Source organism: Streptomyces sp. NPDC058758 (genome assembly GCF_042746075.1).
In the GTDB taxonomy this organism is placed as follows: domain Bacteria; phylum Actinomycetota; class Actinomycetes; order Streptomycetales; family Streptomycetaceae; genus Streptomyces.
Map to the genome: position 1 here is coordinate 22,213 of NZ_JBHYPS010000035.1, position 25,408 is coordinate 47,620.

General features: G+C 74.5%; 29 protein-coding genes. 13 read left to right on the top strand and 16 right to left on the bottom strand.

Features of this window, described 5'->3' with window-relative positions; translation table 11 throughout:
• Positions 1-130: 130 nt before the first annotated feature.
• Together ACFW6A_RS30575 and ACFW6A_RS30580 are read right to left on the bottom strand one after the other, a co-directional pair.
• Positions 131-607: a nuclear transport factor 2 family protein gene (locus tag ACFW6A_RS30575; protein WP_386485174.1), complete on the bottom strand. Its 477-nt coding sequence runs from the start codon at positions 605-607 to the stop codon at positions 131-133.
• Positions 608-653: 46 nt separating this feature from the next.
• Positions 654-1,460, bottom strand: coding sequence for an MBL fold metallo-hydrolase (locus tag ACFW6A_RS30580; protein WP_351850790.1), 807 nt, complete (start codon positions 1,458-1,460; stop codon positions 654-656).
• 321 nt (positions 1,461-1,781) lie between these two features.
• On the opposite strand from ACFW6A_RS30580, the gene ACFW6A_RS30585 reads away from it, so the two are divergent.
• Positions 1,782-2,276, top strand: coding sequence for a DUF3237 domain-containing protein (locus ACFW6A_RS30585; protein ID WP_351850788.1), 495 nt, complete (start codon positions 1,782-1,784; stop codon positions 2,274-2,276).
• 159 nt (positions 2,277-2,435) lie between these two features.
• Here ACFW6A_RS30585 and ACFW6A_RS30590 read toward each other — a convergent pair whose 3' ends face one another.
• Positions 2,436-2,681 carry a hypothetical protein gene (locus tag ACFW6A_RS30590; RefSeq protein ID WP_351850836.1) on the bottom strand — a complete coding sequence of 82 codons (246 nt, stop codon included), beginning with the start codon at positions 2,679-2,681 and terminating at the stop codon, positions 2,436-2,438.
• Between ACFW6A_RS30590 and ACFW6A_RS30595 the strand changes: the two genes are divergently transcribed.
• Both ACFW6A_RS30595 and ACFW6A_RS30600 read left to right on the top strand, forming a co-directional pair.
• Entirely contained in the window at positions 2,566-3,699 is a 1,134-nt protein-coding gene (locus ACFW6A_RS30595) for an MFS transporter (protein WP_386644421.1), read from the top strand. The genes ACFW6A_RS30590 and ACFW6A_RS30595 overlap by 116 nt on opposite strands.
• Before the next feature lie 241 nt (positions 3,700-3,940).
• A complete protein-coding gene (locus tag ACFW6A_RS30600; RefSeq protein ID WP_386644424.1) occupies positions 3,941-4,474 on the top strand; it encodes a VOC family protein in 534 nt (177 codons plus the stop codon).
• Between the two features lie 118 nt (positions 4,475-4,592).
• Here ACFW6A_RS30600 and ACFW6A_RS30605 read toward each other — a convergent pair whose 3' ends face one another.
• Together ACFW6A_RS30605 and ACFW6A_RS30610 are read right to left on the bottom strand one after the other, a co-directional pair.
• Entirely contained in the window at positions 4,593-4,988 is a 396-nt protein-coding gene (locus tag ACFW6A_RS30605) for a hypothetical protein (RefSeq protein WP_386644427.1), read from the bottom strand.
• A gap of 133 nt (positions 4,989-5,121) precedes the next feature.
• On the bottom strand, positions 5,122-6,000 hold the full coding sequence (locus ACFW6A_RS30610; RefSeq protein ID WP_386486775.1) for an AAA family ATPase: 879 nt from the start codon (positions 5,998-6,000) through the stop codon (positions 5,122-5,124).
• 865 nt (positions 6,001-6,865) lie between these two features.
• Between ACFW6A_RS30610 and ACFW6A_RS30615 the strand changes: the two genes are divergently transcribed.
• From ACFW6A_RS30615 to ACFW6A_RS30625, 3 genes are read left to right on the top strand one after another with little or no spacing between them, the layout of a single operon-like run.
• Positions 6,866-7,288, top strand: a complete 423-nt coding sequence (locus ACFW6A_RS30615) for a phage holin family protein (protein ID WP_351850778.1) — start codon at positions 6,866-6,868, stop codon at positions 7,286-7,288.
• A complete protein-coding gene (locus ACFW6A_RS30620; protein ID WP_351850776.1) occupies positions 7,285-7,680 on the top strand; it encodes a DUF3618 domain-containing protein in 396 nt (131 codons plus the stop codon). The genes ACFW6A_RS30615 and ACFW6A_RS30620 overlap by 4 nt, the downstream gene beginning before the upstream one ends.
• Positions 7,677-7,943: a DUF4235 domain-containing protein gene (locus ACFW6A_RS30625; RefSeq protein ID WP_351850774.1), complete on the top strand. Its 267-nt coding sequence runs from the start codon at positions 7,677-7,679 to the stop codon at positions 7,941-7,943. Before ACFW6A_RS30620 ends, ACFW6A_RS30625 begins: the two co-directional genes overlap by 4 nt.
• A gap of 80 nt (positions 7,944-8,023) precedes the next feature.
• Here ACFW6A_RS30625 and ACFW6A_RS30630 read toward each other — a convergent pair whose 3' ends face one another.
• The 5 genes from ACFW6A_RS30630 to ACFW6A_RS30650 all read right to left on the bottom strand — a co-directional run bounded on the left by ACFW6A_RS30630 (position 8,024) and on the right by ACFW6A_RS30650 (position 11,877).
• Positions 8,024-8,962 carry an SGNH/GDSL hydrolase family protein gene (locus tag ACFW6A_RS30630; RefSeq protein WP_386644432.1) on the bottom strand — a complete coding sequence of 313 codons (939 nt, stop codon included), beginning with the start codon at positions 8,960-8,962 and terminating at the stop codon, positions 8,024-8,026.
• A 368-nt stretch (positions 8,963-9,330) separates the two neighbouring features.
• Positions 9,331-10,197 carry a restriction endonuclease gene (locus ACFW6A_RS30635; protein WP_386644435.1) on the bottom strand — a complete coding sequence of 289 codons (867 nt, stop codon included), beginning with the start codon at positions 10,195-10,197 and terminating at the stop codon, positions 9,331-9,333.
• A 216-nt stretch (positions 10,198-10,413) separates the two neighbouring features.
• On the bottom strand, positions 10,414-10,851 hold the full coding sequence (locus ACFW6A_RS30640; RefSeq protein WP_386644438.1) for a DUF2267 domain-containing protein: 438 nt from the start codon (positions 10,849-10,851) through the stop codon (positions 10,414-10,416).
• A gap of 51 nt (positions 10,852-10,902) precedes the next feature.
• Positions 10,903-11,298: a DUF2267 domain-containing protein gene (locus tag ACFW6A_RS30645; RefSeq protein WP_351850766.1), complete on the bottom strand. Its 396-nt coding sequence runs from the start codon at positions 11,296-11,298 to the stop codon at positions 10,903-10,905.
• A gap of 147 nt (positions 11,299-11,445) precedes the next feature.
• On the bottom strand, positions 11,446-11,877 hold the full coding sequence (locus ACFW6A_RS30650; RefSeq protein ID WP_351850764.1) for an Hsp20/alpha crystallin family protein: 432 nt from the start codon (positions 11,875-11,877) through the stop codon (positions 11,446-11,448).
• Between the two features lie 123 nt (positions 11,878-12,000).
• Between ACFW6A_RS30650 and ACFW6A_RS30655 the strand changes: the two genes are divergently transcribed.
• The gene (locus ACFW6A_RS30655; RefSeq protein WP_351850763.1) at positions 12,001-12,654 is read left to right on the top strand and encodes a type III effector protein; all 654 of its coding nucleotides are present in this window, start codon (positions 12,001-12,003) and stop codon (positions 12,652-12,654) included.
• A gap of 142 nt (positions 12,655-12,796) precedes the next feature.
• Here ACFW6A_RS30655 and ACFW6A_RS30660 read toward each other — a convergent pair whose 3' ends face one another.
• Positions 12,797-13,654, bottom strand: coding sequence for a hypothetical protein (locus ACFW6A_RS30660; protein ID WP_386644442.1), 858 nt, complete (start codon positions 13,652-13,654; stop codon positions 12,797-12,799).
• Between the two features lie 309 nt (positions 13,655-13,963).
• Between ACFW6A_RS30660 and ACFW6A_RS30665 the strand changes: the two genes are divergently transcribed.
• Positions 13,964-14,374, top strand: a complete 411-nt coding sequence (locus tag ACFW6A_RS30665; RefSeq protein ID WP_386644445.1) for a VOC family protein — start codon at positions 13,964-13,966, stop codon at positions 14,372-14,374.
• Positions 14,375-15,379: 1,005 nt separating this feature from the next.
• On the opposite strand, the gene ACFW6A_RS30670 is transcribed toward ACFW6A_RS30665, so the two are convergent.
• Positions 15,380-15,784 carry a VOC family protein gene (locus ACFW6A_RS30670; RefSeq protein WP_386486575.1) on the bottom strand — a complete coding sequence of 135 codons (405 nt, stop codon included), beginning with the start codon at positions 15,782-15,784 and terminating at the stop codon, positions 15,380-15,382.
• Positions 15,785-16,141: 357 nt separating this feature from the next.
• Between ACFW6A_RS30670 and ACFW6A_RS30675 the strand changes: the two genes are divergently transcribed.
• Positions 16,142-16,936, top strand: coding sequence for an SDR family NAD(P)-dependent oxidoreductase (locus tag ACFW6A_RS30675; RefSeq protein WP_386644448.1), 795 nt, complete (start codon positions 16,142-16,144; stop codon positions 16,934-16,936).
• A gap of 55 nt (positions 16,937-16,991) precedes the next feature.
• Here the strand turns inward: ACFW6A_RS30675 and ACFW6A_RS30680 are convergent, their stop codons facing one another.
• From ACFW6A_RS30680 to ACFW6A_RS30690, 3 genes are all read right to left on the bottom strand, one after another.
• Positions 16,992-18,074, bottom strand: a complete 1,083-nt coding sequence (locus ACFW6A_RS30680; RefSeq protein ID WP_386644509.1) for a polyprenyl synthetase family protein — start codon at positions 18,072-18,074, stop codon at positions 16,992-16,994.
• A 59-nt stretch (positions 18,075-18,133) separates the two neighbouring features.
• Positions 18,134-19,306: a tetratricopeptide repeat protein gene (locus ACFW6A_RS30685; protein ID WP_386644452.1), complete on the bottom strand. Its 1,173-nt coding sequence runs from the start codon at positions 19,304-19,306 to the stop codon at positions 18,134-18,136.
• A 305-nt stretch (positions 19,307-19,611) separates the two neighbouring features.
• Positions 19,612-20,370 carry a DeoR/GlpR family DNA-binding transcription regulator gene (locus tag ACFW6A_RS30690; protein WP_386644455.1) on the bottom strand — a complete coding sequence of 253 codons (759 nt, stop codon included), beginning with the start codon at positions 20,368-20,370 and terminating at the stop codon, positions 19,612-19,614.
• Between the two features lie 48 nt (positions 20,371-20,418).
• Here ACFW6A_RS30690 and ACFW6A_RS30695 point away from each other — a divergent pair, with 48 nt between their 5' ends.
• The 4 genes from ACFW6A_RS30695 (at position 20,419) to ACFW6A_RS30710 (ending at position 24,738) form a co-directional block, all read left to right on the top strand.
• A complete protein-coding gene (locus ACFW6A_RS30695; protein ID WP_386487021.1) occupies positions 20,419-20,802 on the top strand; it encodes a DUF4406 domain-containing protein in 384 nt (127 codons plus the stop codon).
• Positions 20,799-21,485, top strand: coding sequence for an NUDIX domain-containing protein (locus ACFW6A_RS30700; protein ID WP_351850750.1), 687 nt, complete (start codon positions 20,799-20,801; stop codon positions 21,483-21,485). Before ACFW6A_RS30695 ends, ACFW6A_RS30700 begins: the two co-directional genes overlap by 4 nt.
• A 103-nt stretch (positions 21,486-21,588) precedes the next feature.
• Complete coding sequence (locus ACFW6A_RS30705; RefSeq protein WP_386644459.1) at positions 21,589-22,842, top strand: cation:proton antiporter; 1,254 nt, start codon at positions 21,589-21,591, stop codon at positions 22,840-22,842.
• Between the two features lie 246 nt (positions 22,843-23,088).
• Positions 23,089-24,738 carry a phytoene desaturase family protein gene (locus ACFW6A_RS30710; protein WP_386644462.1) on the top strand — a complete coding sequence of 550 codons (1,650 nt, stop codon included), beginning with the start codon at positions 23,089-23,091 and terminating at the stop codon, positions 24,736-24,738.
• Positions 24,739-24,839: 101 nt separating this feature from the next.
• On the opposite strand, the gene ACFW6A_RS30715 is transcribed toward ACFW6A_RS30710, so the two are convergent.
• The gene (locus tag ACFW6A_RS30715; protein ID WP_386644465.1) at positions 24,840-25,403 is read right to left on the bottom strand and encodes a hypothetical protein; all 564 of its coding nucleotides are present in this window, start codon (positions 25,401-25,403) and stop codon (positions 24,840-24,842) included.
• Between the last annotated feature and the right edge of the window lie 5 nt (positions 25,404-25,408).

Below are 25,408 nucleotides of genomic sequence, written 5' to 3' on the forward strand. Positions count from 1 at the left end.
ACCGTGGCGGCCTCCCGTCGGACTCCCGCGTCGAGGTCTGACGCCGGTTCCGGGCGGAGCCGTTCCAGCGGCGCCGCAGCGTCGCCGGACGGGGGCGGACGCCGGTGAGGGCCGCAAGGGCGCGCGTGCGTCACGCCAGGGGCAGTGCGTCCCCGCGCCGTTCCAGGGGCCTCGGGCCGAAGATCCGTCGTTCCTCCGGCCGGATCGGTACGTCGTTGATGCTCGCCTCGCGCCTGCGCATCAGGCCGGTGGCGTCGAACTCCCACAGTTCGTTGCCGTAGGAGCGCCAGTGTCCGCCGTCCGCGTCGCGCCACTCGTACTGGAAGCGGACGGCGATCCGGTCGTCGCCGAAGGACCACAGCTCCTTGCGCAGCGCGTAGTCGAGTTCCCTGCGCCACTTCTCGGCGAGGAACCGCCGGATCTCCGCTCGGCCGGTCACGAAGGTGTCGCGGTTGCGCCACACCGAGTCCTCCGTGTAGGCGAGGGCGACGCGGTCGGGGTCACGGGTGTTCCACGCGTCTTCGGCGGCCTGCACCTTCGCGAGCGCGTCGGCCTCGGTGAACGGGGGAAGCGGAGGGCGGACCTGGGGGTCGGCGGTACGGGACATCAACGTGTCCTTTCGGATCGTCGGGTCGGAGGGCAGGTCAGGGCTTTCAGGGCTTGAGGGGAAGCCAGGTGCCGTGGTCCGCGATCCGGAGGACGGGGGCGAGGCCCGCTTCGTCGAAGGCGTGCTCGATGGCGTCGCGGCCTTCGGTGAAGTGGGCCCAGCCGGTGTAGTGGGCGGGGATGTTGACGGGGGCTCCGAGGATCGCGGCGGCCGCGGCGGCGCGGGCGCCGTCGAGGCTGAGCGGACGCCCGCGGAACCTGCCGGGGACGCGGGCGGCGCCGGCGTGCAGGACGGTCGCGTCGACGGGACCGGTGCGGCGGGCGATCTCGGTGACGGTGCGCAGGGAGGCGTTGTCGCCGCTGACGTACACGGTGGGGAGCCCGTCTCCGGTGAGGACGAAGCCGACGACCTGGCAGTTGACCTCGCCGTCCGCGTCCCGTTCGCCGTCCTCGGGGCCGTGGACCGCCGGCACGGCGGTGACGGTCAGCTCGCCGCCGTCCGGGCGGGCGAGCGTGTGGGCGTCCCAGGCGGCCAGGCCCTTCGCGGGGGCGCCGAGCCGGCCGGCGCCGCTGGTGGTGGTGAGCAGCAGCGGGGCGGCCAGCGCGAAGGCGCGTCCGCGGTCGTCGAGGTTGTCGGGGTGGTTGTCGTGGCTGACCAGGACCAGGTCGGCGTCGGCGAGCCGGTCCTCGGCGAGGGCCGGGCCCTCGGTCTTGGTCAGGTAGCCGTGCGGGCCGGGGGCGTCGAAGGTCGGGTCGGAGACGATGCGGAGGCCGCCGAGGTCGAGGACGGTCGTGGGACCGCCGACGACCAGGGCCTGACCGTCGTGGCGGGGAAGGAGGGAAGGCGACGTCATGCTGGTGCGGCTCCTCTGGACGGGCGGGGCGGTTGCGGAAGGCGGCGGGGTGCCGGGACGTCCCGGCCGGTGCGTCCCTCGCAGTCGACCCCAGGCAGAGGGCGGGAGCAAGCGAAAAACGCCGTTCCGGTCGCGGGTGCGCCCCACCTGCCGGGGCGGGGTTCACGGCCCCTGAGGCCTTGGGGTTCCGTCCGGTGTGGTCGATGACCGCTGAGCCGCAACGGCACGGAGCCGCGCTACGTCAACACCGTTGACCGGAGTGGGCGTGCCTTGTCTAGGATCTGCCGGACCGCCCCCGAGCCCCCAGCCGTACGGAGTGCCGTGATCGCCCCAGAACCGCATCCTGCCGCCAGGCCGGGTTTCGCCCCCGCCCTCGGCTTCGCCTTCGAGGTGCGCGCGTCCCTCGCCCCCTCCCTGCACATCGGACACGGGGCCGGCGAAGCCACCGAGTACGTCCCCATCACCGGCGGCACCGTCGAGGGCCCCCGCCTGCGCGGCACCGTCCTGGCCGGCGGGGGCGACTGGTGCGACAGGCGCGGCGGGGTGTACCAGCTCGACGCCCGGTACCTCCTTCAGGCCGACGACGGCGCGGTCATCGACATCACCAACCGCGGTTACTACCACGAGGACGACCCCACCGCCCCCGCCCAGTACGACGGCGCCCTGCAGGTGTCCGAGCCAGGCGTGTACTACCGGACCTCCCCCGTCTTCCGCACCGACGCTCCCGCCCACCTCTGGCTCGCCCGCACCGTCTTCGTCGGCCTCGCCCGCGGCGACGACTCCGAAGTCGCCATCCGCTTCTACTCCGTGACCTGACCACCACCACGACAAGCAGCAGAGGAAAACCTTCCGGGCACGAACGGCCTGTCCCTCCTCGTCGGCCTCCTGGCTGCCGGCACCCACTGTTCCGCTCCGGTTGGGGACGTGAGGTCGATGCCGGAAACCTGCCAGAGAACGGTGGCCGTTCCTGTTGGACTAGAGGTCGTCTTCCCCATGCGACGCCCAGTTCAGGACGGAACTCATGTCTGCGGTCACCACGCCTTCCGCTCCATCCCCCGTATCACCGAACCGCTCGCCCCTGGTTTCCTGGCTGGCCGTCGTTTCGGTGACGGCAGGGATCTTCTCCATCGTCACCACCGAAATCCTCCCGATCGGTCTGCTCACCTCGATCGGGTCGAGTTTCACCGTCTCGGACGGCATGGCCGGTCTCATGATGACCATGCCCGGATTCCTGGCCGCGGTCTCGGCCCCCCTGGTCACCGTGGCGACGGGGCGCGTCGACCGACGGGTCATGCTGGGCGTGTTCATCCTCCTGCTGGCGCTGGCCAATTTCCTGACCGCCATCGCGACGAGCTATTGGCTGGTCCTGGTCGCCCGCGTCATGGTGGGGATCACCATCGGCGGCTTCTGGTCCATCGGGGCCGGGCTCGCCGGCCGGCTGGTTCCCGCCGAGTGCGTGGGCCGAGCGACCTCGGTGATCTTCTCCGCGGTACCGCTCGGCTCCGTACTCGGGGTACCGCTGGGCACTTTCATCGGTGACCTCGCGGGGTGGCGGACGGCTTTCCTCGTCATGGGCTGCTTCACGCTGGCCGTTCTCGCCCTGCTGCTCCTGGTCGTCCCGCCGCTCCCCTCCGACCGGGCGACCCGTCTCGACCTCCTCGGCGCCATGCTCCGGAGCGTCGACACCCGTTTCGCCCTGGTGATCACTTTCCTCGTCGTGCTCGCTCACTTCGGCACGTACACGTACGTCACTCCCTTCCTGGAACAGGTGACCCACGTGAGCCCGGGCCTCATCACGGTCTATCTGCTTGTCTACGGAGCGGCCGGCATCGCCGGCAACTTCCTCGGAGGGTCCACGGTGGGTCGTCATCCGCGGGCCACCTTCGCCGTGGCCGGCGCGTTGATCGCCGGTGCGACCCTGCTCCTTCCCGTCCTCGGCGGGTCGGAGGGGGGAGCGGTGGCACTGCTGATCGTCTGGGGCGTCGCGTACGGCGCCGTCCCCGTCTGCTCGCAGACGTGGTTCGCCAAGGCCGCTCCCGGCTCCCCCGAGGCGTCCTCCGTCCTCTTCACGGCCTCTTTCCAGGCCACCATCTCCATCGGGGCCCTGGCCGGGGGGACCGTCCTCGATCTCTCCTCGCCCTCGACGGTCATGACGCTGGGCGGCCTGGCAGCCGCACTGATGGTGCTCGTGACCTGGGCCCACCGGGCAGGGCGGTCCTCGTGGCCCAAGGCTTTGTAGCCACACCGCGTCGGGCGCGGCCGCCCTTCGGTGCGCGTACCCCACAGTTTTCGCCCTCTCGCCCGATCACCCCCTCCTCGATCGGGCCGACCCGGCAGACGGCGCCTCAGCCCCACCCCACAGGAGGCGGTCCCACCGGGCGCCTCGAAAAGAGGTCCGATTGCGGCCCCGTGCCTGATCTAGGTCCCCGGTCGTCCTAGTGGGGCCCTAGGTTCGTCACCTCGCGAAGGACCACGAAGGGATGAGGCCGATGAGGCACACCGCGCCCGAGGGATACACCAGCGTCGCACCGTGGGTGGTCACGGACGACACCGGTGCACTGCTGGACTTCGTCGCCGCCGCGTTCGACGGCGAGGAGATCGCACGGGTTCCGGTCGAGGACGGCACCATCGGTCATGGTGAGATCCGTCTCGGCGACACGGTGGTGCTGGCCTTCGACCGACGGCCCGACTGGCCGGTGATGCCCTCCCTGTTGCGGGTCTACGTCCCGGACGCGGATGCCGCCATGGCCGCCGCCGTAGAGCACGGGGCCCAGGTGATCACCGAGAGCTCCGACAGCGCGTGGGGGGATCGCGGCGGCCGGGTGCGGGACCCGTTCGGCAACATCTGGTGGGTGGTGAGCCGGGTCGAGGACGTCGCACCGGACCGGGCCTGGGAGCGAATGCTCGAGCCGAAGTACGCGGAGTCGATGCGCACCGCCCAGGAAACGCTGGACGCCGCACTGAGCGGCCGGGATGCGGGGATGGCGAGCCCGCCGCGGCGCCCGACCCGCTGATCCCTTCCGGGCTCGTGGTGCCGGCTGCGGGCCGGACATGCCGGCACGGCTGCGAAGCTCCTGACGGACACGGGTTCCGATCGAGGCCCCCGCGTCCATCAGGAGCAGGGCGCCTCGGTCAGAGGTCCGTGGCACCCGGGTAGGAGGGGCGAAGTCCGCTGAGTACGCGCTCGTCGCCGGCCCTGAGGCCCCACCAGGAACCGTCGCATTCGGTCAGGACGACCACCAGGTCGTGCCCGGCGAACCCCCATGCCTCGGCGTCGATCAGCTGGAGGAAGGGGGTCGTCAACGACAACAGCGTCAACGTGCCCATGCCGGATTCGGCGGACCTCCTCTCCCTCTCGGCACAACGAGGGTCGACGATCTCGTCGAGTACGACGCGCCAGGTCAAGTCCAGCCCGAAGCCGCCGAGGCGAACCGGCAGCTCGGCCAGGGTCACATAGCGCTTTCCGCGCCAGGCAGGAAACGTGCCCCCCTTCACCCTCGCCTCCGCTTCGGCCGTGGAGCGCGACATGCGGCCCCCTTCGCTCAGCGAAGACCAGGCCACAGCCGTGATCGGCTTTCACGGCCCACCGGACAGCCTCTGGTGCTGCTCCGCGGAAGTTCGGGGAAGGGCGTGGGAAGCCGGTCCGGACACGTCGAACGCGTCAGGCGAATGAGAAGTGCGCGGCGGCTTCTGCGGGCGTGGTCGCCTGGCGACGTCCGGGGACGTCGTGGACGCCGGTCGCGCCCTCGGAGCGGAGCCGGTCGGCACCGGCGTACCGGGCCATGAGGGCGGCGTAGGCGCGGACGTCCGCGGAGGTGAGGTCGGTGCGGCCTCGTTCGGTGTGCTGCTGGAGGAGGTCGGTGACGTCCGGGTCGAATCGCAGCATGGTCACGGGAGCGTGGAAGCGCCTGGCGAGGGCGATGAGTCGTGTGCGTGCCTGCGGCGTGACGTTCGTCGACTCGGCGATCGCGCTGTGTCCGGTGGCGAGCCGGGCGGCGATCCTGCGGTCGCGTTCCTCGAAGACCTCCGCGTCCGCCGCGTCGGATTCCGCTTCGTCGGGTGAGGTTCCGAAAAGCTCCGCGCGGATCTCGTCACTGGACACCACGGCTTCCCCGTCGATCTGCCCGCGCGCGATCAGTGCCCGGACGAAGCTGGTCTTGCCCGAGGCGGGTGGGCCGACGAGGACGACGAGCCCTGCCGGAACCCGGACGGCCGGCGCGCGAGCGTGGAGATGGAGAGCGCCGGCGCGGTCGAGGGCTTCCTCCGGGGAACCGGCCGGCAGTCCGCTGGGCAGGATGTCGTCGCGGTAGCTGTCGTCGCCGGCCAGGTAGAGGGCGAAGCCCCAGGTGTGCAGTACGCCGGTGAAGCGCAGGCGGCACAGCGGCAGGCGCCGGCCGCAGGGCGACTCGGCGGTGACGTAGGCGAAACCGGCGCGGAAGCGGACCTCGATGGCGGCCACCTGCGGCCAGCGATCGCGGGCGTGGCGGTTCAGGCGTCGGCGCAGGTGGTGCTGCATCGATTCCGGCGGGTTCTTCGGCACGGGCCCATCCTGCCGGGTACAGGGGCGGCCCGCCATGAGCGTTGGCCGTGTGTGGTGGTCGGCGGGCGGGGACGGCGGTCGCGGTGGCGCCGGATGCCGAGGGCCGCGAGCGGCCGGTGCAGACGGCGGCTCCGGCGAAGTCCGGGGGACGGCCGGGGCTGCGCGCCCGGATCGTGCGCGGCGGCGGACGGGCTCGCGGCGGCGGAAGGGCTCGCCGACGGCACGATCGGCCGGGAGCCGGACGTCAGCGTGAACAACGGCGCGCGAGAGTGGGGGGCGGTTAGCCGTCCCGGGCCGGGTCGGCCTGCGGGACGTCGAACGCTCGGGTCGGCCGAGGGCGTACGGGCCCGGGGCCCCCGTGGCGCTCGTGGCCACCGCCACCGGCGTGCGGCCGTGTCGGAGGCCGCCGCGGTGACGAGCGCCACGGTGGCGCGCTGCTGCCGGGAAGCCGCGAAGAAGCCGTACATCGACGCAGCCAGGCGCTCCGGTAGGTCCTCGCAGGACGCCGGCTCCGCCGCCTCCAGGATCACCTGCCGCGTCGCCCGCACACCGGGATTGCGGGGGCGGCGAACAGCAGCCGCGGGTCGACCGGTCGCACGATTCCTGCCGCCCGGAAGCGGTGCTCCGGGCAGGACACCTCACCGGGAAGGAGCCGGAGGAGTCGGCCGCCCCGGCGGGGCCTCGGGGGGCGCGAGGGATGAGCGGCGGGTGGGCGGGTAGGCGCGCGCGGAGAGCAGCCGCGTATCACCGGGGCGGGCCTCGGCACGGAGAGAAGCGGCACGAAGAGAGCGGGAACGCTGTCGTCGGCCGCTGCCGAGGTGCCGAAGCGTTCAGCCCCGGCACGAGGAGGGAAGGTGAGGATGCCATGAGCGCTGCCGGACGACAGACCGGATCCGTCGACACGGTGGAGGCGTCGGTGGCCGACCTGGTCACACGGGCGTCGCAGCAGGTCTCCGAGCTGGTGCGCGAGGAGATGCAGCTCGCCAGGGCGGAGATGTCGGTCAAGGGCAGACGCTACGGCGTCGGGGGCGGCCTCTTCGGTGGCGCCGGCCTCGTGGGGGTGCTGGCCGCCCAGGCCTTCGTCGCCGCCGCCGTCGCCGGCCTCTCCACGGTCCTGCCCGTGTGGGCGGCGGCCCTGATCGTCGGGGCTGTGCTGGCCCTGGCGGCGGCGGTGATGGCCGCCGCCGGGAAGAAGCAGATCGACAAGGCGGGCAGTTTCGCGCCGCGCCGGACCATCGACAGCGTCAAGGCCGATGTGGCCGAGATCAAGGAGAAGGCACACCGATGAGTCATCATCCCGAGACCGAGGGATCCTCGCCCACCCCCGAGGTGTTGCGCGGACAGATCGTCCAGACCCGTGAGGAACTCGGCCGCACCGTCCAGGCGCTCGTGGCCAAGGCCGACGTCAAGGCCCTGGCCAGGGAACAGGCGGCCGAGGCCAGGGAGAAGGCGGTCGAGGTGAAGGAACGAGCCGCGGTGAAGGCCGCGCTCGTCACCGACGAACTCAGGGACAAGGCCGCGCACGCCGCCCGGGTCGTCCACGACAGGACCCCCGAACCGGTACGGGAGAAGGCCGGGCGGGCCGCGGCGACGGCCGGGAACCACCGCGGGGCGCTCCTCGCCGCGGCGGCGGCGCTCACCGTCCTGGTGTTCGCGGCACGCACACGGAGGCAGCGATGAACAAGGCCAAGATCGCCTACAAGCCGGTCGGTCTGGCACTCGGGGCCCTCAGCGGCATGCTCGCCGCGGCGGCCTTCAAGCAGGCGTGGAAGGTGGTCGCCCACGAGGACGACGCCCCCGACGCCACCGACGAGAACCGCGCCTGGAAGGAGATCCTGCTCGCCGCGGCGCTCCAGGGCGCGATCTTCGCCGTGGTGAAGGCGGCGGCCGACCGCTCCGGGGCCACCGCCGTCCGGCGCCTGACGGGCTCCTGGCCGGGCTGAGGAAGGACGGTGGGCCCGTCCGGTCCGGCGGACCGGACGGGCCCTTTCCGTTGCGATCGAACCCGCCGGTGCCCGACCCGTCAGGAAAGTGCGACCGCTCGGGCAGCGGCGGTCCGGGCCATGAACCGGTGGATCTCCTCGTGTCCTTCCGCGGTCGGATGCAGTCCGTCGGCGAGCAGGCCGGGACGGTCGCGCAGCGGTTCCCACAGGTCGAGGTGGTCGACGTGGTGGGCCTCGCACCAGGCGCGCAGGGCCGCCCGCAGGGCCAGGACCCGGTCCAGGGTGAAGCGCAGCCCCTCGTAGACGGGGGCGCGTTCCTCGTCGAGCCAGGTGGGTCCCGCGACGACCAGCCGCGCGCCCGCGGCAAGGGCCGTCGCGGCCAGCGAGTCGAGGTGTTCCGCGAGCCGGGCGGGGTCCGCGTCGCCGGCCGCCGCGTCGTTGACGCCCGCCGCCACGAGCAGGGTGTCGGGGCGGCGGGCCGGCAGCAGCGCCGGCGTCTGGGCCGCCACGTCGGCCAGGGACGCCCCGGGGACCGCCAGGTTGAACAGGCGGTGCTCGGCCTCGTTCGCGGCGATGTGCGCCGCGGCCAGCCGTCCCGCCCAGCCGCCGCGCGGATCGCAGCGCCCGTACGCGATGCTGTCGCCGGCGATCACGATGCGGGCGGCAGGGCGCAGCGGCCAGGCGTCCAGGTACGCCCACACCTGCTCGCCCGAGTCGAGCGCCACCCTGCGGCGGACCACGCCGTGCGCCGCCTCGTGGGCGTCGGCGGCGGCGAGGTCGTCGTCGGTCAGGTGCAGGACGGTCCCCGCAAGCCGGGCGTCGATCCGGCGTTCGAGGAGGAGGGGCGCGGCAGGACCGGCGGCGGTGGCGGAAGGGGCGGCGGCTGACGGCGGTGAGGCTGCGTGACCGGTGAGGACCGCCGGGACGCTCGGCACCCGTGGGCCGAAGAGCGTGCTCCGGACGTGCGGGTCGACGAGGGTGCCGGAGGCGAACAGGCGGTGGGGGCGGGGGACGGACACGGGATGGCGCGGCCTTTCTGCGCTGCGAGGGGGCGCGCACCCGCGGGGTGTGGGGCTCGCGCCGTTCGCCCGGCGGGATGATCGGACGAAGATCGTTTCCCATCCTAGGACCCGTCTCCGGAGGGGCGCCGCGCAGGCGGCGAAGGCCCGGGGGGACACCTCGTGCGTCTCGCGGCCCGCGCCTCGCGCGGTCGGCGGGCGGTGCGCGGGGAGAAGCGGGGGCGGGGCGGGGTGGGGCGGTCCTGCCCTCGCACGCATCCGCGCGCCCCCCCCTCCGGGGCCGTGGCGAGGGCCCCGTGAAGGGGTGCCGACGCACCCTCGACACCCCTGCCTCTCCGCCTCTCCCCAGGCTTCGGTGGGCGGTCGTCTCAGGTGGCGCAGGGGCTTCCCTCTCCGGGCCCCGGGGGCTGCTCCCCCGCCCGCTCGGCCCAGGGGGGCGGTGCGGCCGAGGCGGTCCAGGCCGCCAGTTCCGTACCGTCGACGCAGACGATCCCGCAGGAAGCCGCGTACTCCAGCGCGGGATCCGTGAAGGAGCTGGTGGTGACGAGGACGGCGACGTCGGCCTCGTGCACGGCGTAACAGGTGCCCCCGAACCGCTGGAGGTCCGGGGATCCCACCCGGTGGTCCTCCCCGTACTGCTTGCACTGCAGGACCACGCGCATTCCGCCGGGGGTCGTGGCTATCACGTCCGCGCCGAGGTCACCGGCGCCGCCGACCACCTCGACGGGGGAACAGCCGTCACGGGCGCACAGCGCGGCGACCGTGTGCTCGAAGCCGTCCGGGTCGACGGCCAGGTGGTCCAGGGCCCCGGAGTCGACGGCGGGCGGGGCGGCGGGCGACGGGGTGACGGGCGGGGAGGCGGCGGCCGGGCCGGAGAAGGCCTCCACCAGGTGGTCGCCGGCAGCGGGCAGGGGTGCCGTGTCCGCGACTCCGGCCGCACTGCGCGCTCCCGGGCCCTTCCACCCCACCCGCCGTCGGCTCCGGCCCCGGTCGCCCGCCGGGGCGGTCCTGTTCCTCCGGGTCAGGACGGCGCCGACGCCCAGCAGCAGTGCGAGGGCCGCGAGCGCGGCCGGGAGGTACGAGCCGGTCGACCGGGCCGTCCTGATCATCAGGGCCGCGCCTCCGGTGACCACCCCCACGAGCCCCACCCCGAGCACCAGGTCCCGGACGGAGCGCGCCGGGCCCTTTCCCCGCGCCGCGTTCCCGTCCACACGTCGGTCGTCGACCGTCGTCATACGGCCCTCCCTCCTCCGGGCCCGTCTTCCGCGGACCGGCCCTCCCCTGACACGGACCGTCTCACCCCGACCGCACCGCCGAAACGCGGCCGGGGGCGGGCGGGGGGAGTGCGGCCCTGCGGATCGGCCCCCAGCGGGCAGGGCATCGAGTCGCAGCGGCCAGGGCGGAGCGCGGAGCCGCCCCCGCCCGCACGGGCCTGCGGGGGGGCGGGTCGTCTACGCGGCCCGGGCGAGTTCGGGCCGTCCGAACAGGAGCGCGTACCCGCCGGGGAGCCGGTCGAGGATGCGGGTGGTGAGTTCGGCGCCGGCGTGGGCGGCGACGGCGGCGAAGACGGATCCGGCGTCCCAGCGCGTGGTGGCCAGGGAGGCTCCGGAACGGGCGGCGAGGTCCTTGACGAAGTCCCAGCCGGTCAGGGGCTCGACGTCGGGGATCTGCACGGTGAGCAGGCGCGCGGCCTCGAAGGGCAGCCGGGCGGCCAGGTCGACGCGCTCGTCGCCGGTGAGCTGCCGTCCGAGGCCCGAGAGGACCAGTTCGACGGCTTCGGCGGCTCTCTCGCGGGTGGGGTAGGCCCCTTCGTAACGGACCTTCTCCAGCAGCTGCTCGTACGCCGTCCCGTAGGACTGCGCGGGGAGAGGCGTGGGCCGGTCGGTCATCACTGGGGTGGTCGCCTTTCTCGCTGTCGCCGGTGCGGCACCGGCGGGTGGTCAGGGGGTCCGGGGGCGGCCGAAGAGGAGGTCGTAGCCCTCGGGAAGCTGAAGGAGGATCTGGCCGAGGAGGTCGTCGCCGGCGGTGTCGGCGACGGTGGACAGGACGGCGCTGACGTCCCAGGTGGCGGTCTGCTCGGTGGCGCCCTCGATCCAGGCGGCGGTGGCCCTGACGAACCGTTCCGGCGTCAGGGGTTCGGCGCTCTGGAGGGGGTTGAGCAGGATCAGGGCGAAGTCGTCCGGCAGGCTCGCGGCCAGTCGGGCGCGGACTTCGCCCACCAGATGGGCGCCGAGGAGGGCGAGTACCACCCGGGCCGCCCGGTCCGCCTCCTCCGGGGTGTCGTACGTGCCTCGTTCCCGGACGTGCCCGAGGAACGCCTCGCGTCGCAGGGCCATCGTGGTCGCCTCCCGTTCTCCTCGGAACGTGGTCGGGGCGCGGAGGGGGCGGGGAAGGGGAAGGTGGAGGGACCCGTTCCCGTCGTCCCTCTCCCCTTCTCCCGCCTCCGCGTGCTCCGTCTTCCTCCGGGTGGTGTCACCGGGGTGTCAGCCGGAGATCTCCTTGCGGCCGGAGTCGCCGGCGACGGCGATCCTGCGGCGCTTGGCGCGCTCGGCGATGGGGATGCGCAGGGTGAGCACGCCCGCTTCGTAGGTGGCCTTGATGTGCTCGGTGTCCAGGGTGTCGGCGAGCACGATCTGGCGGGAGAAGGCTCCCAGCGGCCGTTCGGACAGCTCCATCTGCACGTCGTCGGCCTTGGTCACGGGCCGCCGCTCGGCCTTGACCGTCAGCATGTTGCGCTCGACGTCGATGTCGATCGCCTCGGCGGAGACGCCGGGCAGATCGAAGGCCACCACGTACTCGTCGCCCTCGCGGTAGGCGTCCATGGGCATCGGGGACGGCCGGGACCAGGTGGCCGGTCCCATGAGCTGCTGGGTGAGCCGGTCGAGCTCGCGGAAGGGGTCGGTGCGCATCAACATGGAAAACACCTCCAGAGGGTCGGGCAGTTGCTGCCAATGCGCCTCACGGAAACCGTTGTAACATGTCATCCAATGGATGACAAACGCGATGTCGTCCATCAGACGACATGGGAGGAGGCGCCTGTGAACCCGTCCGACCAGCCGCCGGGGCCCGGCGGCGCCACCGCCGGGCCGGCGTCGTTCCTCGCGGCCTCCGCGGCCCTGCGCACCATCGACCGCGCGCTGCGCACCGCCGATGCCCGGGCCGAGGCCGATGCTGACGCTTATGCCGATGCCGCAACCACGGAGGCGCCCGGGCCTGAGCAGGCCCTGGCCTCGCTGCTGCTGCTGCGGCAGGTCCGCGAGGAGCTCGCCGGGTGGGAGACCGGGCTGATCGAGGCGGCGCGTGACGCGGGTGCCAGCTGGGCGGACCTCGCCCGGCCCCTCGGCGTCGCGAGCCGACAGGCCGCCGAGCGCCGCTACCTGCGCGGGCGCCCCGGCCCGGCGGGCTCCACGGGCGAGGAACGCGTCCAGGCCACGCGGCGGAGGCGCGCCGACGACCGCAGCGCGGCCGACTGGGCCCGGGCGAACGCCGCCGATCTGCGGCGCCTCGCCGGCCAGATCACCGCGCTCACCGACCTGCCCGCCGCCGCGCGAGGGCCGGTCGGCGCGCTCCACGCGGCCCTCGCCCACGACGACCCGGCCGACCTCGTCGCGCCCTTGGCCGCCACCCGCCGCCACCTCGCCCCCGCCCACCCCGAACTCGCCGCCCGGCTCGACGCCCTGACGCCCCCCTGACACCTCCCGACCGCCCACACGGAACCCGCGCGGGCCCGGGCGGTCCCGGACCGCGCCCCTTCAGGCCCGGCACGGAAGCCGGCGGACCGTCCCGCCCTCCGCACGCCGACACTCCTGGAACGGAACGGCCACCCCTCCCGGCTCAGTCCCCTCCGCAGCCGCCGCAGCTTCCGCAGGAGTCCGCGTCCGGGCCGTCGGGTCCCGCGTCGTCGTCGCCTTGGGGTCCGGAACGGGCCCGGACCCGGGGAGCCGGGGGCGGCGGCTTCGGGCGGTTCCTGGTCAGGGCGATCCTCCGCCGGATCTCGCCGGGAAGCGCCGCACGCGCGCGTTCCACCTCTTCCCGGCAGTACGCGTCCAGGGCCCTCCAGCGGCGGCGCCCCGCCGAGGGCCACAGGGCCGCCACCAAGGACTGTGCCATCCAGGCCGCCCCGAAGGCGTACAGCCAGAGCGCCCTGTCGGCCTCCGGCACGAACGGCATCGGGGCTTCGGCCAGCGCGGCGTGGGCCCCCATCCCGAGGGCGGTCGCGGCGGAGGCCAGCATCATGAGGGCGCGGCTCCTCCCCGACGCCGTCGACCGCACCGCGGGCGCGCCCCGTTCGACGAGTTCCCTGAACCGGGCGAAGCGCGCCCCGTCCGGTATCTCGTACAGCTTGGCGGGCGTTCCGGCCGGCGCGCGGCGGATCTCCTCCGCGAGGGCGCGCAGGGCCCGGTCCGCCTGTCTCCCGCCACGATGGGTCGGCCGCAGTTCGCCGCCGGGGGAAACCTTCACCACGCCGTCGCCGGCCAGGACGCAGACCGCGGTCTCCGCCGCCTCGGCCATTCCCCCGAGCAGGTACGAGGCCCGCGCCGGAGGGATTCCCCTGGCGATCAGCTCCGTGACGCGGCGCCGCTCGTCCCCGTCACGGAACCAGCGGTACGCGCCGCGCAGCACGTTGCACCCCGCGAAGACCAGCAGCCAGCAGGCCACGATGCCCTCGCTGTCGGTCAGCCACCACTCCACCGTTCGCTCCCCCAGCCCTCCGTGCGGTCCCGGGCGGTCGTCCCCGCACAAGGAGTGCGTCTGTTCTCGGCTCCAAAAGTGTTGAGCAGAAAGGGAGTTGATGGGAAGTGGGCGGTCGGTACGCGGTGGCACGCCGCCGTGTCCGGTCCCGTCCGAAGCCTTGCCACCCGTGAAGCAAGTCAACGGTTTCCGTATCGCCGTCCCTCAGGGGGTGATCCCGCGGAACCCGGATCCGGTCGCCCCGCACCTCGGCGGAGCTGCTCAGGGCATGTCTCGAAGTCGGGTGTGGGCTTGTGACAAGATCACGGGATGCTGCGACTCACCGATTTCATCATCGACTGCCCGGACACGATGAAGCTGGCGGCCTTCTACTCCGAGGTGACGGGCCGTCCGATCAAGGAAGGCAGCTCCGAGGACTGGGCCGGCATCAAGTTCGGCGAGATCGAGCTGGCATTCATCCGGGTGGACGACTACCGCGCTCCGCAGTGGCCGGACAGCGAGCACCCCAAGCAGTTCCACCTCGACTTCGAAGTGGACGAGATCGAGTCCGAGCAGCGCCGCGTCCTCGACCTCGGCGCGACGCTGAGGCAGGACTTCATCGGCCCCCACGGCTACGGCTGGCGGGTGTACACCGACCCGATCGGCCACCCCTTCTGCCTGTGCCGCAACAAGGGCGTCACCTGGACCGACCAGGGCCCGATCTGGCCCGAGCACGACTGACGCAGCTTTGGAGAAGTCGGCTGCTGATCCTTCGATGCGTGTCCGTTGACGGCTCAGGGCCCGGTCGACTGCGGTGCCGACCGCTTCAGCGGTGGTGTGGACACGCTCGGGGTGGTCCTCGCACTTCGCCGAGCTCCACACCCGCTCGATGTCGTTCAGCTCGGGACTGCGAGGCGGGAGGGGGAAGAGTTCGACGCCCATGGCAGCCAGTTCCTCGCGGCGCCCTTCGAAGACCCGGGCCACGTGTGCGGAGGCAAGGAGGCGCCGGCCACCGAGTGGGGCGCCGCGGCCCGCACCGTCGCGGAGGAGAACCGCGAACCGGCCGGGGACACGGCGCCGGAAAGCGGGCTCCGGGGTGTTCACCCTCCCCCGACAGGCCCCGGCGGGGCACCGGGCGCGGGGGGCGGGGCGATCGGGTGGGGGCTCGCCCTCGGCCGGCGGGCGGGCCGGAAGACCGGGCGGGAGGCGGCCCTGGAGCAGCCCGCCTCCCGGGCCCTCCCCGATGCCTCCCCCGCGCCCTCCGCGCGCCCTCGGGCAGGAACGCCCCCTGGTCCGCTGCCGGCAACGAAGCCCTCCGGTCGAGCAGCTTCCGGTACCCGCGGGTGCCGAGGCCGTGGAAGGTGACCAGGGTGTCGGCGGCGCTGATCGGCACGGTCTCGCCGGCGACCGCCCGCCAGTACGGTGTCCGCGGCAGCAGGTGGCGTACCGCCGCGTGCGCCACGCCCGTGTGGTCGGCGGTGACGGCGAACCCGCCCGGTGGATTCGAACGCCTTCGGCTCGGACCGGTCGCAGCCGAACGTGAACGTCTTGGCGACGCGGGCCGGCTCGGCGGGCCGACCCGGGAGGGCACCCGGGTAAGCGGCGAACTCGGCGGGGGCGCCGGTGCGAGGTCTACGGGTGGACGGGGCGCCCGACGCCCGTGGGGCCGAGTGCCCCACGGGCGAACCGAAGACCTCGGGGGGCGGCCCGCCGTCGGTAGCCGGGCAGGGCCGCGTCAGGGCCGCGTCAGGGCGAAGCGCGGTGCGCGGCCAGTACGAAGGCGTGGCCCGCCGGGTCCATGAAGCGGCGGACGTCGGTGCGGCGGTCCGCGCGGGTCCCGTGGGGTTCGGCGGTCACAGGGCGGGCGCCCAGGGAGACCGCTTCGCGCTCCGCCTCGTCGAGCGCTTCGGGAGCGACGAGGATCCACAGGTGCGACTGCTGGGAGTCCTCCGGCCGAGGCCAGCTCGGCGGCGCGTGGCCGGGGTCGCGGTGAACCCCCAGGAGCGCCCCGTCGGCACCGGAGACCAGCAGCAGGTCGTGGTCGCCGGCACTCGGCTCGACGGTGGCGTCGAGCAGGGTGGCGTAGAAGCGGGCGAGGGGCTCGGGATCGGTGCTGTCGAGGACGATGACACTGCTCTTGGAAACGGTCATGAGGTCCGCATGCCCCCTCGTGCCCCTCACAGACGGCGGCGGCCGGACTTCGGCCGCCGGGAAACGGCGACCGCCCCGCCCGTGGGGGGATCGGGCGGGGCGGTCGCATGCCGTCGGTCCGCGGGAGGGGGGATGACCACGGGCGGACGGCCGGGAGGCGGTTCCCTGCGCTCCGCTGCCCCGCCTACCCCCGCTTCTCCCGTACACACCTCCGCACGCCCCACGTCTTCGGCCCCGCCCCTCCGTGCCGGCCGCGGCAGGGCCCTTTGGGCGAGACGGGTGTCTCCTGATGCCGTCGGTCCCGGACCGGGTAGGCGAAACGAGGCAGTGACCCTGATCCACGGGAAAGGCCTCCGCATGCTCATCGACCTGTCAGGACGGACCGCTCTGGTCACCGGCTCCACCCAGGGGATCGGTGCCGCGATCGCCACCGGTCTGGCGCGCGCCGGCGCCCGCGTGGGGGTCAACGGGCGCAGCGAGGAACGGGTGGAGCGGGCCATCGCGGGGATCCGCGCCCAGGTGGCCGACGCGGAACTGGTCCCCGTGGTCGCCGACGTGGCGACCGAGGAGGGCGCGCGCCGCGCCGCCGACGCGCTGCCCCGGGTGGACGTCCTCGTGAACAACCTCGGCGTCTTCGGGGAAGCGGATCCGCTGACGATCAGCGACGACGAATGGCGGCGCTACTTCGAGGTGAACGTGCTGGCCGCCGTGCGGCTGATCCGCCGGTACCTCCCCGGCATGACCGAACGCGGCTGGGGGCGGGTGCAGAACATCGCGAGCGATTCGGCCGTGGTGATTCCCGCCGAGATGATCCACTACGGCATGTCCAAGACCGCCCTCCTGGCGGTCACGCGCGGCTTCGCCAAACAGGCGGCGGGCACCGGCGTCACTGTCAACTCGGTCGTCGCGGGGCCCACGCACACGGGCGGGGTCGAGGACTTCGTGTACGAGCTGGTCGACCCCTCCCTGCCCTGGGACGAGGCCCAGCGGGTCTTCATGCGCGAACACCGCCCCCAGTCGCTGCTGCAGCGGCTCATCGAACCCGAGGAGATCGCCGCGATGGTCGTCTACCTGGCCTCCGACCACGCCTCCGCCACCACCGGCGGCGCCTTGCGCGTCGACGGCGGGTACGTCGACTCGATCCTCCCCTAGCAGGGGACGCGGCCGCCGGACCACGAGCGAGGGCGGTGGCGGTGGCGGGCAGGGCTCACCGGACGCGGTCCGCCAAGCCGGTGAAGAGGGCGTCCAGTTCCCGCACGGCCGCAGGCGTCAGCGGGGTCGTACGCAGGACGGCGCGGGCGGCGTCCAGGTGGCGGCGCGCCTCCTCGCGGGTCGCGGCCAGTCCCCCGGCCTCCTCGACGAGTGCGGCGATGCGCTCGGCGGTCGCGTCGTCGGTCCGCCGGGAGGAGGCGAGCAGTGCCCCGAGTTCGCGCGCGGCCCGGCCTCCGCCGGCCAGCGCGGCGAGGACCGGATGGGTCTTCTTGCCCCGGCGGAGGTCGGCTCGGACGGGTTTGCCGGTCGTCGCCGGGTCGCCCCGGATGCCGAGGACGTCGTCCACCGCCTGGAAGGCGAGACCGAGATGGCGGCCGGCGCGGTCGAGCGCGGTCGCCGTCGGCTCCGGGGCGCCGCCGAGGACGGCGCCGAGCGCGAGCGCGCACCCCAGCAGGGCGCCCGTCTTGCCCTCCGCCATCGACCGGTACTGCTCCGGTCCGACCGCGCCGGGCCCGCACCAGGGCCGGTGCTCGAACCGCAGGTCCTCCGCCTGGCCCGCCACGAGGTCGTTCAGGGCGGCGCAGAGGCGGTGCACCGCCGCCGCCGTGCGGTCCCCCCGGGCCTCGGCCAGGCCGGTCACCGCCCGGGCGAGGAGCGCGTCGCCCGCCAGCACGGCCGGGCCCGTCCCGTACGCCTTCCAGAGGGCCGGGCGCCGCCGGCGCAGCGCGTCCGCGTCCATGATGTCGTCGTGGAGCAGGGAGAAGGTGTGGACGAGTTCGACGGCCACCGCCCCCGGGACGGCGTCGGCGGCGTCCGCCCCCACGGCTTCCGCCCCGAGCACGGCGAGCGCCTGCCGCACCCCCTTGCCCTCGGATCCTCCGGGGTCCGGGGTCCCGGCGGTGTCGGCCCAGCCCAGGGCGTACGCCGCCATCTCCCCGGTCCAGGGGTGCAGGCGGCCGACCGCGCCCACCAGCGCGGGGCGGACCAGTTCCCGGCAGCGCCGCAGGACGTCGGTCGCCGAGGGGGCGCGCTCCGAGGGGGCGCCCGTGTCGTCCGCCGCACCCGACGCGCCGCTCACCTCCGCCGTACCGACGGGCGGGCAGCCCCAGGAGGCGGACACGGGCGTGGGAAGGGCGCTCACCGCAGCCCCTCCGGGTCGCCCGTCCGCAGCCCCTCCGGGTCGGCCGCCCGCAGTGCCTCCGCTCCGCTGTCCGGCAGCGCCGGCCGCGCCGTCTCCGGGCCGGTTCCGGCGGGTTCCGGCAGCCGGCCGACGCCCAGCTCGGCGGCGGCCGCGTCCACGACGTCCCGGGCGTGGAGCAGTCCGATCCGCTCCAGGTCCGCACGGAGCGCGGTCAGTTCGGCCGCGGTGTGCGCGGCGTCCCGTCCCAGCCGGGCGTCGGCCTTGACCAGCCCCAGCCGCGACAGGGCGGTCCCCCGCGCCTCGTCCATCGCCCGGAACTCGTCGAGGGCCCGTGCGTACAGCTCGCGGGCCTGCCCGTAGCGGCCCGCCCGGTAGAGGACGTTGCCGCGCATCTTGTGGTTGTAGGCGAGCGCGCCGCGGAGCCGTATCTCGCGGCAGGCCTCCTCCGCCCGCGACAGCAGCGTCAGGGCTCGCTCGACGTCGCCGTCGCGCGCGGAGACCACGTCGGCGATGCCGCGCAGGGCCCACGCCCAGCCGCGCCGGTCCTCGGCGCGCTCCGCCGTCTCCGCGGCCTCCTCGAAGAGGGCGAGGGCCTCGTCCAGGCGGCCGGTGTTGCGGTACATCTGCGCGATGCCCTCCAGCGCCCACACGGTGTGCCGCGCCTCGCCCCGGCGGCGCGCCTCGGTCAGCAGCTGCTCGTGCAGGCGCGCCACGCTCTCGTAGTCGCCCTGGATGCGTCCGGTCTCGGCGAGGCCCGCCAGCGAATAGCCCCGGACGACGACGTCCCCGCCCCGCTCGCCGGCCTCCGAGGCCAGTTTCAGCAGCCGGTACGCCAGCCTGAACGCGCCGCGCTGCCGGGCCAGCGTGCCGCCGCTCCACAGGGCCCAGGCCATCGCCCCTTCGTGGCCGGCCGAGCGCGCCGCCCGGTAGCTCGCCTTCCACGCCCGGTCGGCCTCGTCGGTCCGCCCGAGCCTGCGGCACGCCTCCGCGACGGCCAGCCGGCAGCGCGCCGTCTCGTGCGGGTCTCCGACCCGCTCCGCCGCCCGGGCCGCCCGCAGCCCCTCCTCCAGGACGTCCGGGAGGGAGGCGTTCACCGACAGGGATCCCAGCGCCCCCTGGTACTCCGGCGCGGACGCCCTCACCGCCCGCTCGCTCACCCGACCTGTCATCAGACCCTCCTTCCGCCGGCTCGACGATCAAGCCGGCGCGGGGGTCAAGACGGCTTCCGGGGAAGGAGGTTCCTCTTCTGGGGCAATGTCCGTCTCGGTGGGGGCACGGGGTCCGTCTCAAGTGCTACGCGGACGGCGGCGGCCTCCTCACCAAGATCTACGCCGGTCCCGCCGTCCGGATCCGGTGCGAGGACCGGGGCCGTGCCGGCGTTCGCCCGTGCGCCCGGCACCACCCCCGCCCCACCGCCGTCGCTCGCACCGCTACGCCCACGCCACCGCCATCGCCATCGCCGTCACCGCCGCCGTCAGCCGGCCGTCAGGACGTCGACCCCGCGTGCCGTGAGCCGCTCGATCACCGGGTGGTGCGGGGCCTCGTCGGTGATCAGCCCGCTGATCTCCTCCCAGGGCAGGACGCGGAACCGGGAAGCGGTGCCGATCTTCTCGGAGGACGCGAGGACGTAGGTGTCCGCGGCGCGTGCCGCGAGGGCGCGTTTCATCGCGGCCTCCTCGGCGTCGCCGGTGGTGAGTCCCTCCTCGGGGTGCACTCCGGTGACCCCGAGGAGGAAGAGGTCGGCGGAGACGTCCCGCGCGGCCTCGACCGCGGCCGCCCCGCAGGTGACCGCCGAGTGCTTGAAGAGCCGGCCGCCGAGCATGAGGACCTCGGCGCGAGGATGGTCGAGCAGCGCGGTGGCGACCGGCGGACTGTGGGTGATCACGGTGCAGTCCAGGTCCCGCGGAAGCGCGCGGGCGACGGCCAGGGCGGTGGTGCCGCCGTCGAGGATCACCGCGCCCCCGGGCCGCACGAGGCCGGCGGCCGTCGCGGCGACCTTCCGTTTGCCGTCCGGGGCCACGGCCCGCCGGGCGCCGTAGTCCACCACGGCCGGCGAGACGGGGAGCGCCCCGCCGTAGACCCGTTGGCACCGTCCCTCGCCCGCCAGGTCGCGCAGGTCGCGCCGCACGGTGTCCTCGGAGATCCCCAGGTCGGCGGCGACGTCCTTGGCGACGATCTTGCCCTGCCGCGCGAGCAGGTCCATCAGGTGATCACGTCGTTCAGCGGCCAGCATCCGCACTCTCTCCTGTTCTTGCACGTTTCTGCATGTATCGTAGCGCCCATGACCGACAAGCCCCTGCTCGTCCTCATCGCCGGACCGTACCGTTCCGGCACCGACGGCGACCCCCAGGCCATGGCCGCCAACCTCGCACGCCTCGAAGAGGCCGCGTGGCCCGTCTTCGCCGCCGGCCACCTCCCCGTCATCGGCGAGTGGATCGCCCTGCCCGTCCTGCGTTCGGCCGGCGCGGGGCCCACCGACCCCCTCGCCGACCGGGTCCTGTACCCGACCGCCGAACGCCTGCTGGCCCGCTGCGACGCCGTGCTGCGCCTGCCCGGCGAGTCCACCGGGGCGGACCAGGACGTCGCCACCGCGCGCCGCCGCGGCCTGCCCGTCTACCACGACGTCGCAGAGATCCCGTCCCCCGCCCGGAAGGGGGACGCGTGAAGTCCCGCCCGGGCGTCGACGTCCCGGACCACCGCGGCCGGACCGGCCTCGACCGGGCGGGCCGCGATCTCGACCGCAACCCGGACGTCGTGGTCCGCGACGTCGAGCTCACCTCCCGGGGCTGGCACGTCCTGCGCCGCACCACCTTCGACTACCGCCGCCGCGACGGCCGCTGGGAGACGCAGGAGCGCGAGACCTACGACCGCGGCAACGGCGCCGTCGTCCTTCCCTACGACACCGAGCGCGGACGCGTCCTGCTCACCCGTCAGTTCCGTTACCCGGCCTACGTCAACGGCCACCCCGACGGGATGCTCGTCGAGGCGGCCGCCGGGCTGCTCGACGCGGACGATCCGGCCGCCGCCGTCCGCCGCGAGGCCGCCGAGGAGCTCGGCGTCGCCCTCGGCCCCCTCACCCCCGTCCTCGACGCCTACATGAGCCCCGGGTCCGTCACCGAACGCCTCCACTTCTTCGCCGCCCCCTACACCCCAGCCGACCGGACCGGAACCGGCGGCGGGGTCGAGGAGGAGGGCGAGGACATCGAGGTCCTGGAGCTGCCCTTCGCCGAGGCCCTCGCCATGACCCGCGACGGGCGCATCGCCGACGGCAAGACCGTCCTGCTCCTGCAGTGGGCGGCCCTGGACGGCCCCTTCGCCCCGTCGGCGACCGGCCCGCGACCGGACTGAGGCCGGGCCGAGAGCGGATAGAGGCCGGACTGAGGCCGACCCGCACCCCGCCTCCTTCCCCCACAGAGCAATGAATCGGGTGGAATGGGACAGGATGTGCGGGGTGACGTTGTCTGATGCGGTGTACCTGGCGGCGGGGATCGGTGCTCTGGGGGCGGCCGTGGTGCCCCGGGTGGTCTTCCGCCGGCCGTTGTCGATGCCGATGCTGTTCCTGGCCGCGGGCATGCTCGCGGGGCTGTCCGCCGTGCCGACGGTGGATCCTGTGCGGTCCGGGCCGTGGGTCGAGCACGCCACCGAACTGTGCGTCATCGTGTCGCTGATGGGCGCCGGGCTCGCGCTGAACCGGCCCGTGGGCCTGCGCGGCTGGGCGGGGGCGTGGCGGCTGCTGGGCATCGGCATGCCGCTGACCATCGCCGCGACGACGGCCGCCGGCGCCCTGCTCCTGGGGTGGCCGTTCGTCTCGGCGCTGCTGCTGGCCGCCGTCCTGTCGCCGACGGACCCGGTGCTGGCCGCGGAGGTGCGGGTGGGCGAACCCACCGACGACCCGGACGACGAGGACGAGGTCCGCTTCTCCCTCACCGCCGAGGCCGGGCTCAACGACGGCCTCGCCTTCCCGTTCGTGCTGGCGGCACTGGCCGCCGCCGCGGCACCGGCGGGGACGGCGGGCTGGGCCGCGGACTGGTTCCTCGTCGACGTGCTGGTCCGGATCTCCGTCGGGGTCGCGGTCGGCGTCGTCACGGGCCGGGCCCTGGGGTGGATGTTCTTCCGGGCCCGGCCCCGGGCCCTGCGGCTGTCCGAGCACATGGAGGGCTTCGTCGCCATCGGCGCCACGTTCGTCGCGTACGGGGCGGCCGAGCTGGCGCGGGGGTACGGCTTCCTGGCCGTGTTCGTCACCGCCTGCACGATCCGCGCCGCCGAACGCGATCACGGCTACCACAAGGTGCTGCACGGATTCACCGAGCAGATCGAGCGCTTGCTGACCGTCTTCCTCCTCTTCCTCCTCGGCGGCTACCTGGTCACCCGGGGTCTGCCCTCCCTCACCTGGCGGGGCGCGCTGGTCGGGGTCCTCCTCGTCCTCGTCGTCCGGCCGGCCGCCGGATGGGCGGGCCTGCTCGGCGGCGGCACCGGCCCCCGGGAGCGCCTGGTCACCGCCGTGTACGGGATCCGGGGCATCGGGTCGCTGTTCTACCTGGCCTACGCCCTCGGCCACAGCGGGCACTTCGCCGCGTACGCCGACCAGCTGTGGGCCGTGGTCTCCTTCACCGTCTTCCTGTCCGTCTTCCTCCACGGCGCCACCGCCGCCCCCGTCATCCAGCGCCTCGACCGGCTCCGCCGCTCCTCCCCCGCCCCTCCCTGACCCCTCCCCGACCGTCGGGAACCGGCTCGGCCGAGAGGGCCCGCCCCACCCGGCGGGGGGCGCCGCTCCCGCCGGGGCAACCCTTCCGGGTGCCGTCGGGAGGGCGGGCGGAACCTCGGTCCCGGCGGGGCGTTTGCCGGGTGTCCTTTCCTTCCTCCTCCTGCCTCCTGGAGCGGTATCCGTGCGCACGCGTCACGTCCCGGCCGTCGTACCCCCGGGGTCCGTCCCCGTCGTCGAGGGTTCCCGGTGGGGGTGGTCGAGGTGAGCCGGGGCGTGCTGGTGGGGCGGCCGCTGACCGCGGGCGGGGTCGCGGAGGCGTACGACGCGGTGGTGGTCGGGTCGGGGGCGGGCGGGCTGACGACCGCGGTCTGCCTGGCCCGGCAGGGGCGGCGGGTGGCGGTGTTCGAGCAGCACTACACGGCGGGGGGCTACACCCACGCCTACCGGCGGCGCGGCTGGGAGTGGGACGTCGGCATCCATTACGTCGGACAGCTCGGGCGGGGCGAGCCGGTCCGGGTGCTGTCGGACTATCTCACCGGGGGTGCGCTGCGGTGGGCGCCGGTGGGGGACCCGTTCGACGAGTACCGGCTGGCGGGCGAGGAGTACCGGGCGCCGGTCGGCTTCGCCGCCCACCGGGACGGTCTGGTCGCGCGTTTCCCGGCCGAGCGGGCCGGGATCGAGGCCCTGTTCCGGCTGATCGGGCGGTGCAGGGCGGTGCTGCCCGCGCTCGCGCTGGGCCGTCTGTCGGGTCCGGTGGTACGCCGGCTGGCCCGGGTGCTGCGATCGGCGGCCGTTCCGCCCGAGGCGCTGCGGCCGGCCCGGGAGGTGGTGGAGGGCCTGGTCCGTGACGAGCGGCTGCGGCAGGCGGTGCTCACGCAGAGCGCCCTGCTGCTGGCCGACTCCACGTCCCGGCTGCCGTTCTTCCTCCTCGCGGTGCTGTTCGAGCACTTCCGGACGGGTGCCTGGTACCCGGTGGGCGGCAGCGCCGCCATCGCCCGCGCGATGGTCGACCCGATCCGGGCCTCGGGCGGGGAGGTCTTCGTCCGGGCGCCGGTCGCCCGGATCGAGCGGGAGGGGGAGCGGGCGACGGGGGTGGTGCTGGCGGACGGCACCCCGGTGCGCGCGCCGGTGGTGGTCAGCGCGGCGGGCGCCCACCACACCTACCGCACCCTCCTGCCCGGCCGGTCCGCGCCGAAGGCGGACCGGCTGGAGGGGATGCGGCGCGGCTTCCCGTTCGTCCTGCTCTTCCTCGGCCTGGACGGCACGCCGGAGGAACTGGGGCTGCCCCGGCACAACCTGATGGTCACCGACGGCGACTGCGACGCCTTCTTCGACGGCGCCGGCGGTCTCACCAGCGGCCTCTTCGTCTCCTTCTCCTCCGCCAAGGACCCGACCTGGGCCGGGCGGTACCCGGGCCGGTCGACCGGCGAGGTCCTCGCCTACGTCCGTCCCGAGCTGTTCGAGCCCTTCCTCGGCTCCCGCCCGCGCCACCGGGATCCGGCCTACCTCGCGCTGAAGGAGCGGATCGCCGCCGAACTCCTCGAACGGCTGCACCGCGAACTGCCCCGCACCCGTGGGCGGGTCGCCCACCACGAACTCGGCACCCCGCTGACGGCCGAGCACTTCGCCGGCTGGCCCGGCGGGAGCCTCTACGGCCTCGCCAAGGACGTCGCCGCCTTCGGCGACGGCCACCGCCCCGGCCTCGCGGACTGGCTGCGCCCGCGCACCGACGTGCCGGGCCTGTACCTGTCGGGCCAGGACTGCCTGGCCGGCGGCTTCCTCGGAGCGCTCACCGGCGGCCTGCTCGCCGCCCACGAAGCCCTCGACCGCGGCGGCCGGGCCCGCCTGTGGACGGGACTGCTGCGCCACGGCGTCCGACCGCCCGCGCCCCGCTAGGGGACGGCCGCCGCCCCTCCGGCCGCGCCCTCGCCCCGACCGTGCTCCGCGCGGCCCGCGTCCGCGGTTGCCGGGGCACGGGCCGGAGCACGCGGGCGTGGTCAGCAGGCTTCGCGCGCGAGTTCCTCGAACGCCTCCCTCGTCATGGCGCCCTGGGGGGTCAGGACCTCCCCGGCCGGCACCTCCGCGAGTTGCCGGGCGTCGAACGTCACCGAGGCGCTGTAGGCGTAGGAGTCGTCGGGGTCGGCGAAGGAGAGTTCGTACGAGTAGCCCGGCTGCAGGGTCGCGGGGCCCCTGGTCTCGACCTCCCACTCCGGGGGCGGGGCGAACAGCGGGAAGTCCGCCGCCCGGTGCCACCCTCCGGCGTCCCAGCCGATCCAGGGCCCCTCCCCCTCGGGCTCCGCGGACTTCCCGGGCCCTTCCGGCTCCGTCCCGGACTCCGCCGCCCCGGACGCCTCCGGTGCGGTGCCGCGCAGCCCGGGGCCCCGTACCCAGCCGTCCTCGTCGCACGATCTCAGCAGCGCCTGCGCGGTGCCCCGCTCGTCCACGTACACCGCCGCCAAGGGGCGCAGCTCGGGCGAGCACCCCGCCGCGCCCAGCACGATCGCGCCGCCCAGCACCGAGGTGAGGCCCGCTCGTGCCGCCGGACCCGTCCAGACCCTCATCGTTC

Excerpts from the sequence above, each read along its gene's own strand:
- ACFW6A_RS30575 (WP_386485174.1), bottom strand. The coding sequence starts at position 607 with ATGTCCCGTACCGCCGACCCCCAGGTCCGCCCTCCGCTTCCCCCGTTC.
- ACFW6A_RS30580 (WP_351850790.1), bottom strand. The coding sequence starts at position 1,460 with ATGACGTCGCCTTCCCTCCTTCCCCGCCACGACGGTCAGGCCCTGGTC.
- ACFW6A_RS30590 (WP_351850836.1), bottom strand. The coding sequence starts at position 2,681 with ATGGTCATCATGAGACCGGCCATGCCGTCCGAGACGGTGAAACTCGAC.
- ACFW6A_RS30600 (WP_386644424.1), top strand. The coding sequence starts at position 3,941 with ATGAGGCCGATGAGGCACACCGCGCCCGAGGGATACACCAGCGTCGCA.
- ACFW6A_RS30605 (WP_386644427.1), bottom strand. The coding sequence starts at position 4,988 with ATGTCGCGCTCCACGGCCGAAGCGGAGGCGAGGGTGAAGGGGGGCACG.
- ACFW6A_RS30615 (WP_351850778.1), top strand. The coding sequence starts at position 6,866 with ATGAGCGCTGCCGGACGACAGACCGGATCCGTCGACACGGTGGAGGCG.
- ACFW6A_RS30620 (WP_351850776.1), top strand. The coding sequence starts at position 7,285 with ATGAGTCATCATCCCGAGACCGAGGGATCCTCGCCCACCCCCGAGGTG.
- ACFW6A_RS30625 (WP_351850774.1), top strand. The coding sequence starts at position 7,677 with ATGAACAAGGCCAAGATCGCCTACAAGCCGGTCGGTCTGGCACTCGGG.
- ACFW6A_RS30635 (WP_386644435.1), bottom strand. The coding sequence starts at position 10,197 with ATGACGACGGTCGACGACCGACGTGTGGACGGGAACGCGGCGCGGGGA.
- ACFW6A_RS30640 (WP_386644438.1), bottom strand. The coding sequence starts at position 10,851 with ATGACCGACCGGCCCACGCCTCTCCCCGCGCAGTCCTACGGGACGGCG.
- ACFW6A_RS30645 (WP_351850766.1), bottom strand. The coding sequence starts at position 11,298 with ATGGCCCTGCGACGCGAGGCGTTCCTCGGGCACGTCCGGGAACGAGGC.
- ACFW6A_RS30650 (WP_351850764.1), bottom strand. The coding sequence starts at position 11,877 with ATGTTGATGCGCACCGACCCCTTCCGCGAGCTCGACCGGCTCACCCAG.
- ACFW6A_RS30665 (WP_386644445.1), top strand. The coding sequence starts at position 13,964 with ATGCTGCGACTCACCGATTTCATCATCGACTGCCCGGACACGATGAAG.
- ACFW6A_RS30670 (WP_386486575.1), bottom strand. The coding sequence starts at position 15,784 with ATGACCGTTTCCAAGAGCAGTGTCATCGTCCTCGACAGCACCGATCCC.
- ACFW6A_RS30675 (WP_386644448.1), top strand. The coding sequence starts at position 16,142 with ATGCTCATCGACCTGTCAGGACGGACCGCTCTGGTCACCGGCTCCACC.
- ACFW6A_RS30685 (WP_386644452.1), bottom strand. The coding sequence starts at position 19,306 with ATGACAGGTCGGGTGAGCGAGCGGGCGGTGAGGGCGTCCGCGCCGGAG.
- ACFW6A_RS30690 (WP_386644455.1), bottom strand. The coding sequence starts at position 20,370 with ATGCTGGCCGCTGAACGACGTGATCACCTGATGGACCTGCTCGCGCGG.
- ACFW6A_RS30695 (WP_386487021.1), top strand. The coding sequence starts at position 20,419 with ATGACCGACAAGCCCCTGCTCGTCCTCATCGCCGGACCGTACCGTTCC.
- ACFW6A_RS30715 (WP_386644465.1), bottom strand. The coding sequence starts at position 25,403 with ATGAGGGTCTGGACGGGTCCGGCGGCACGAGCGGGCCTCACCTCGGTG.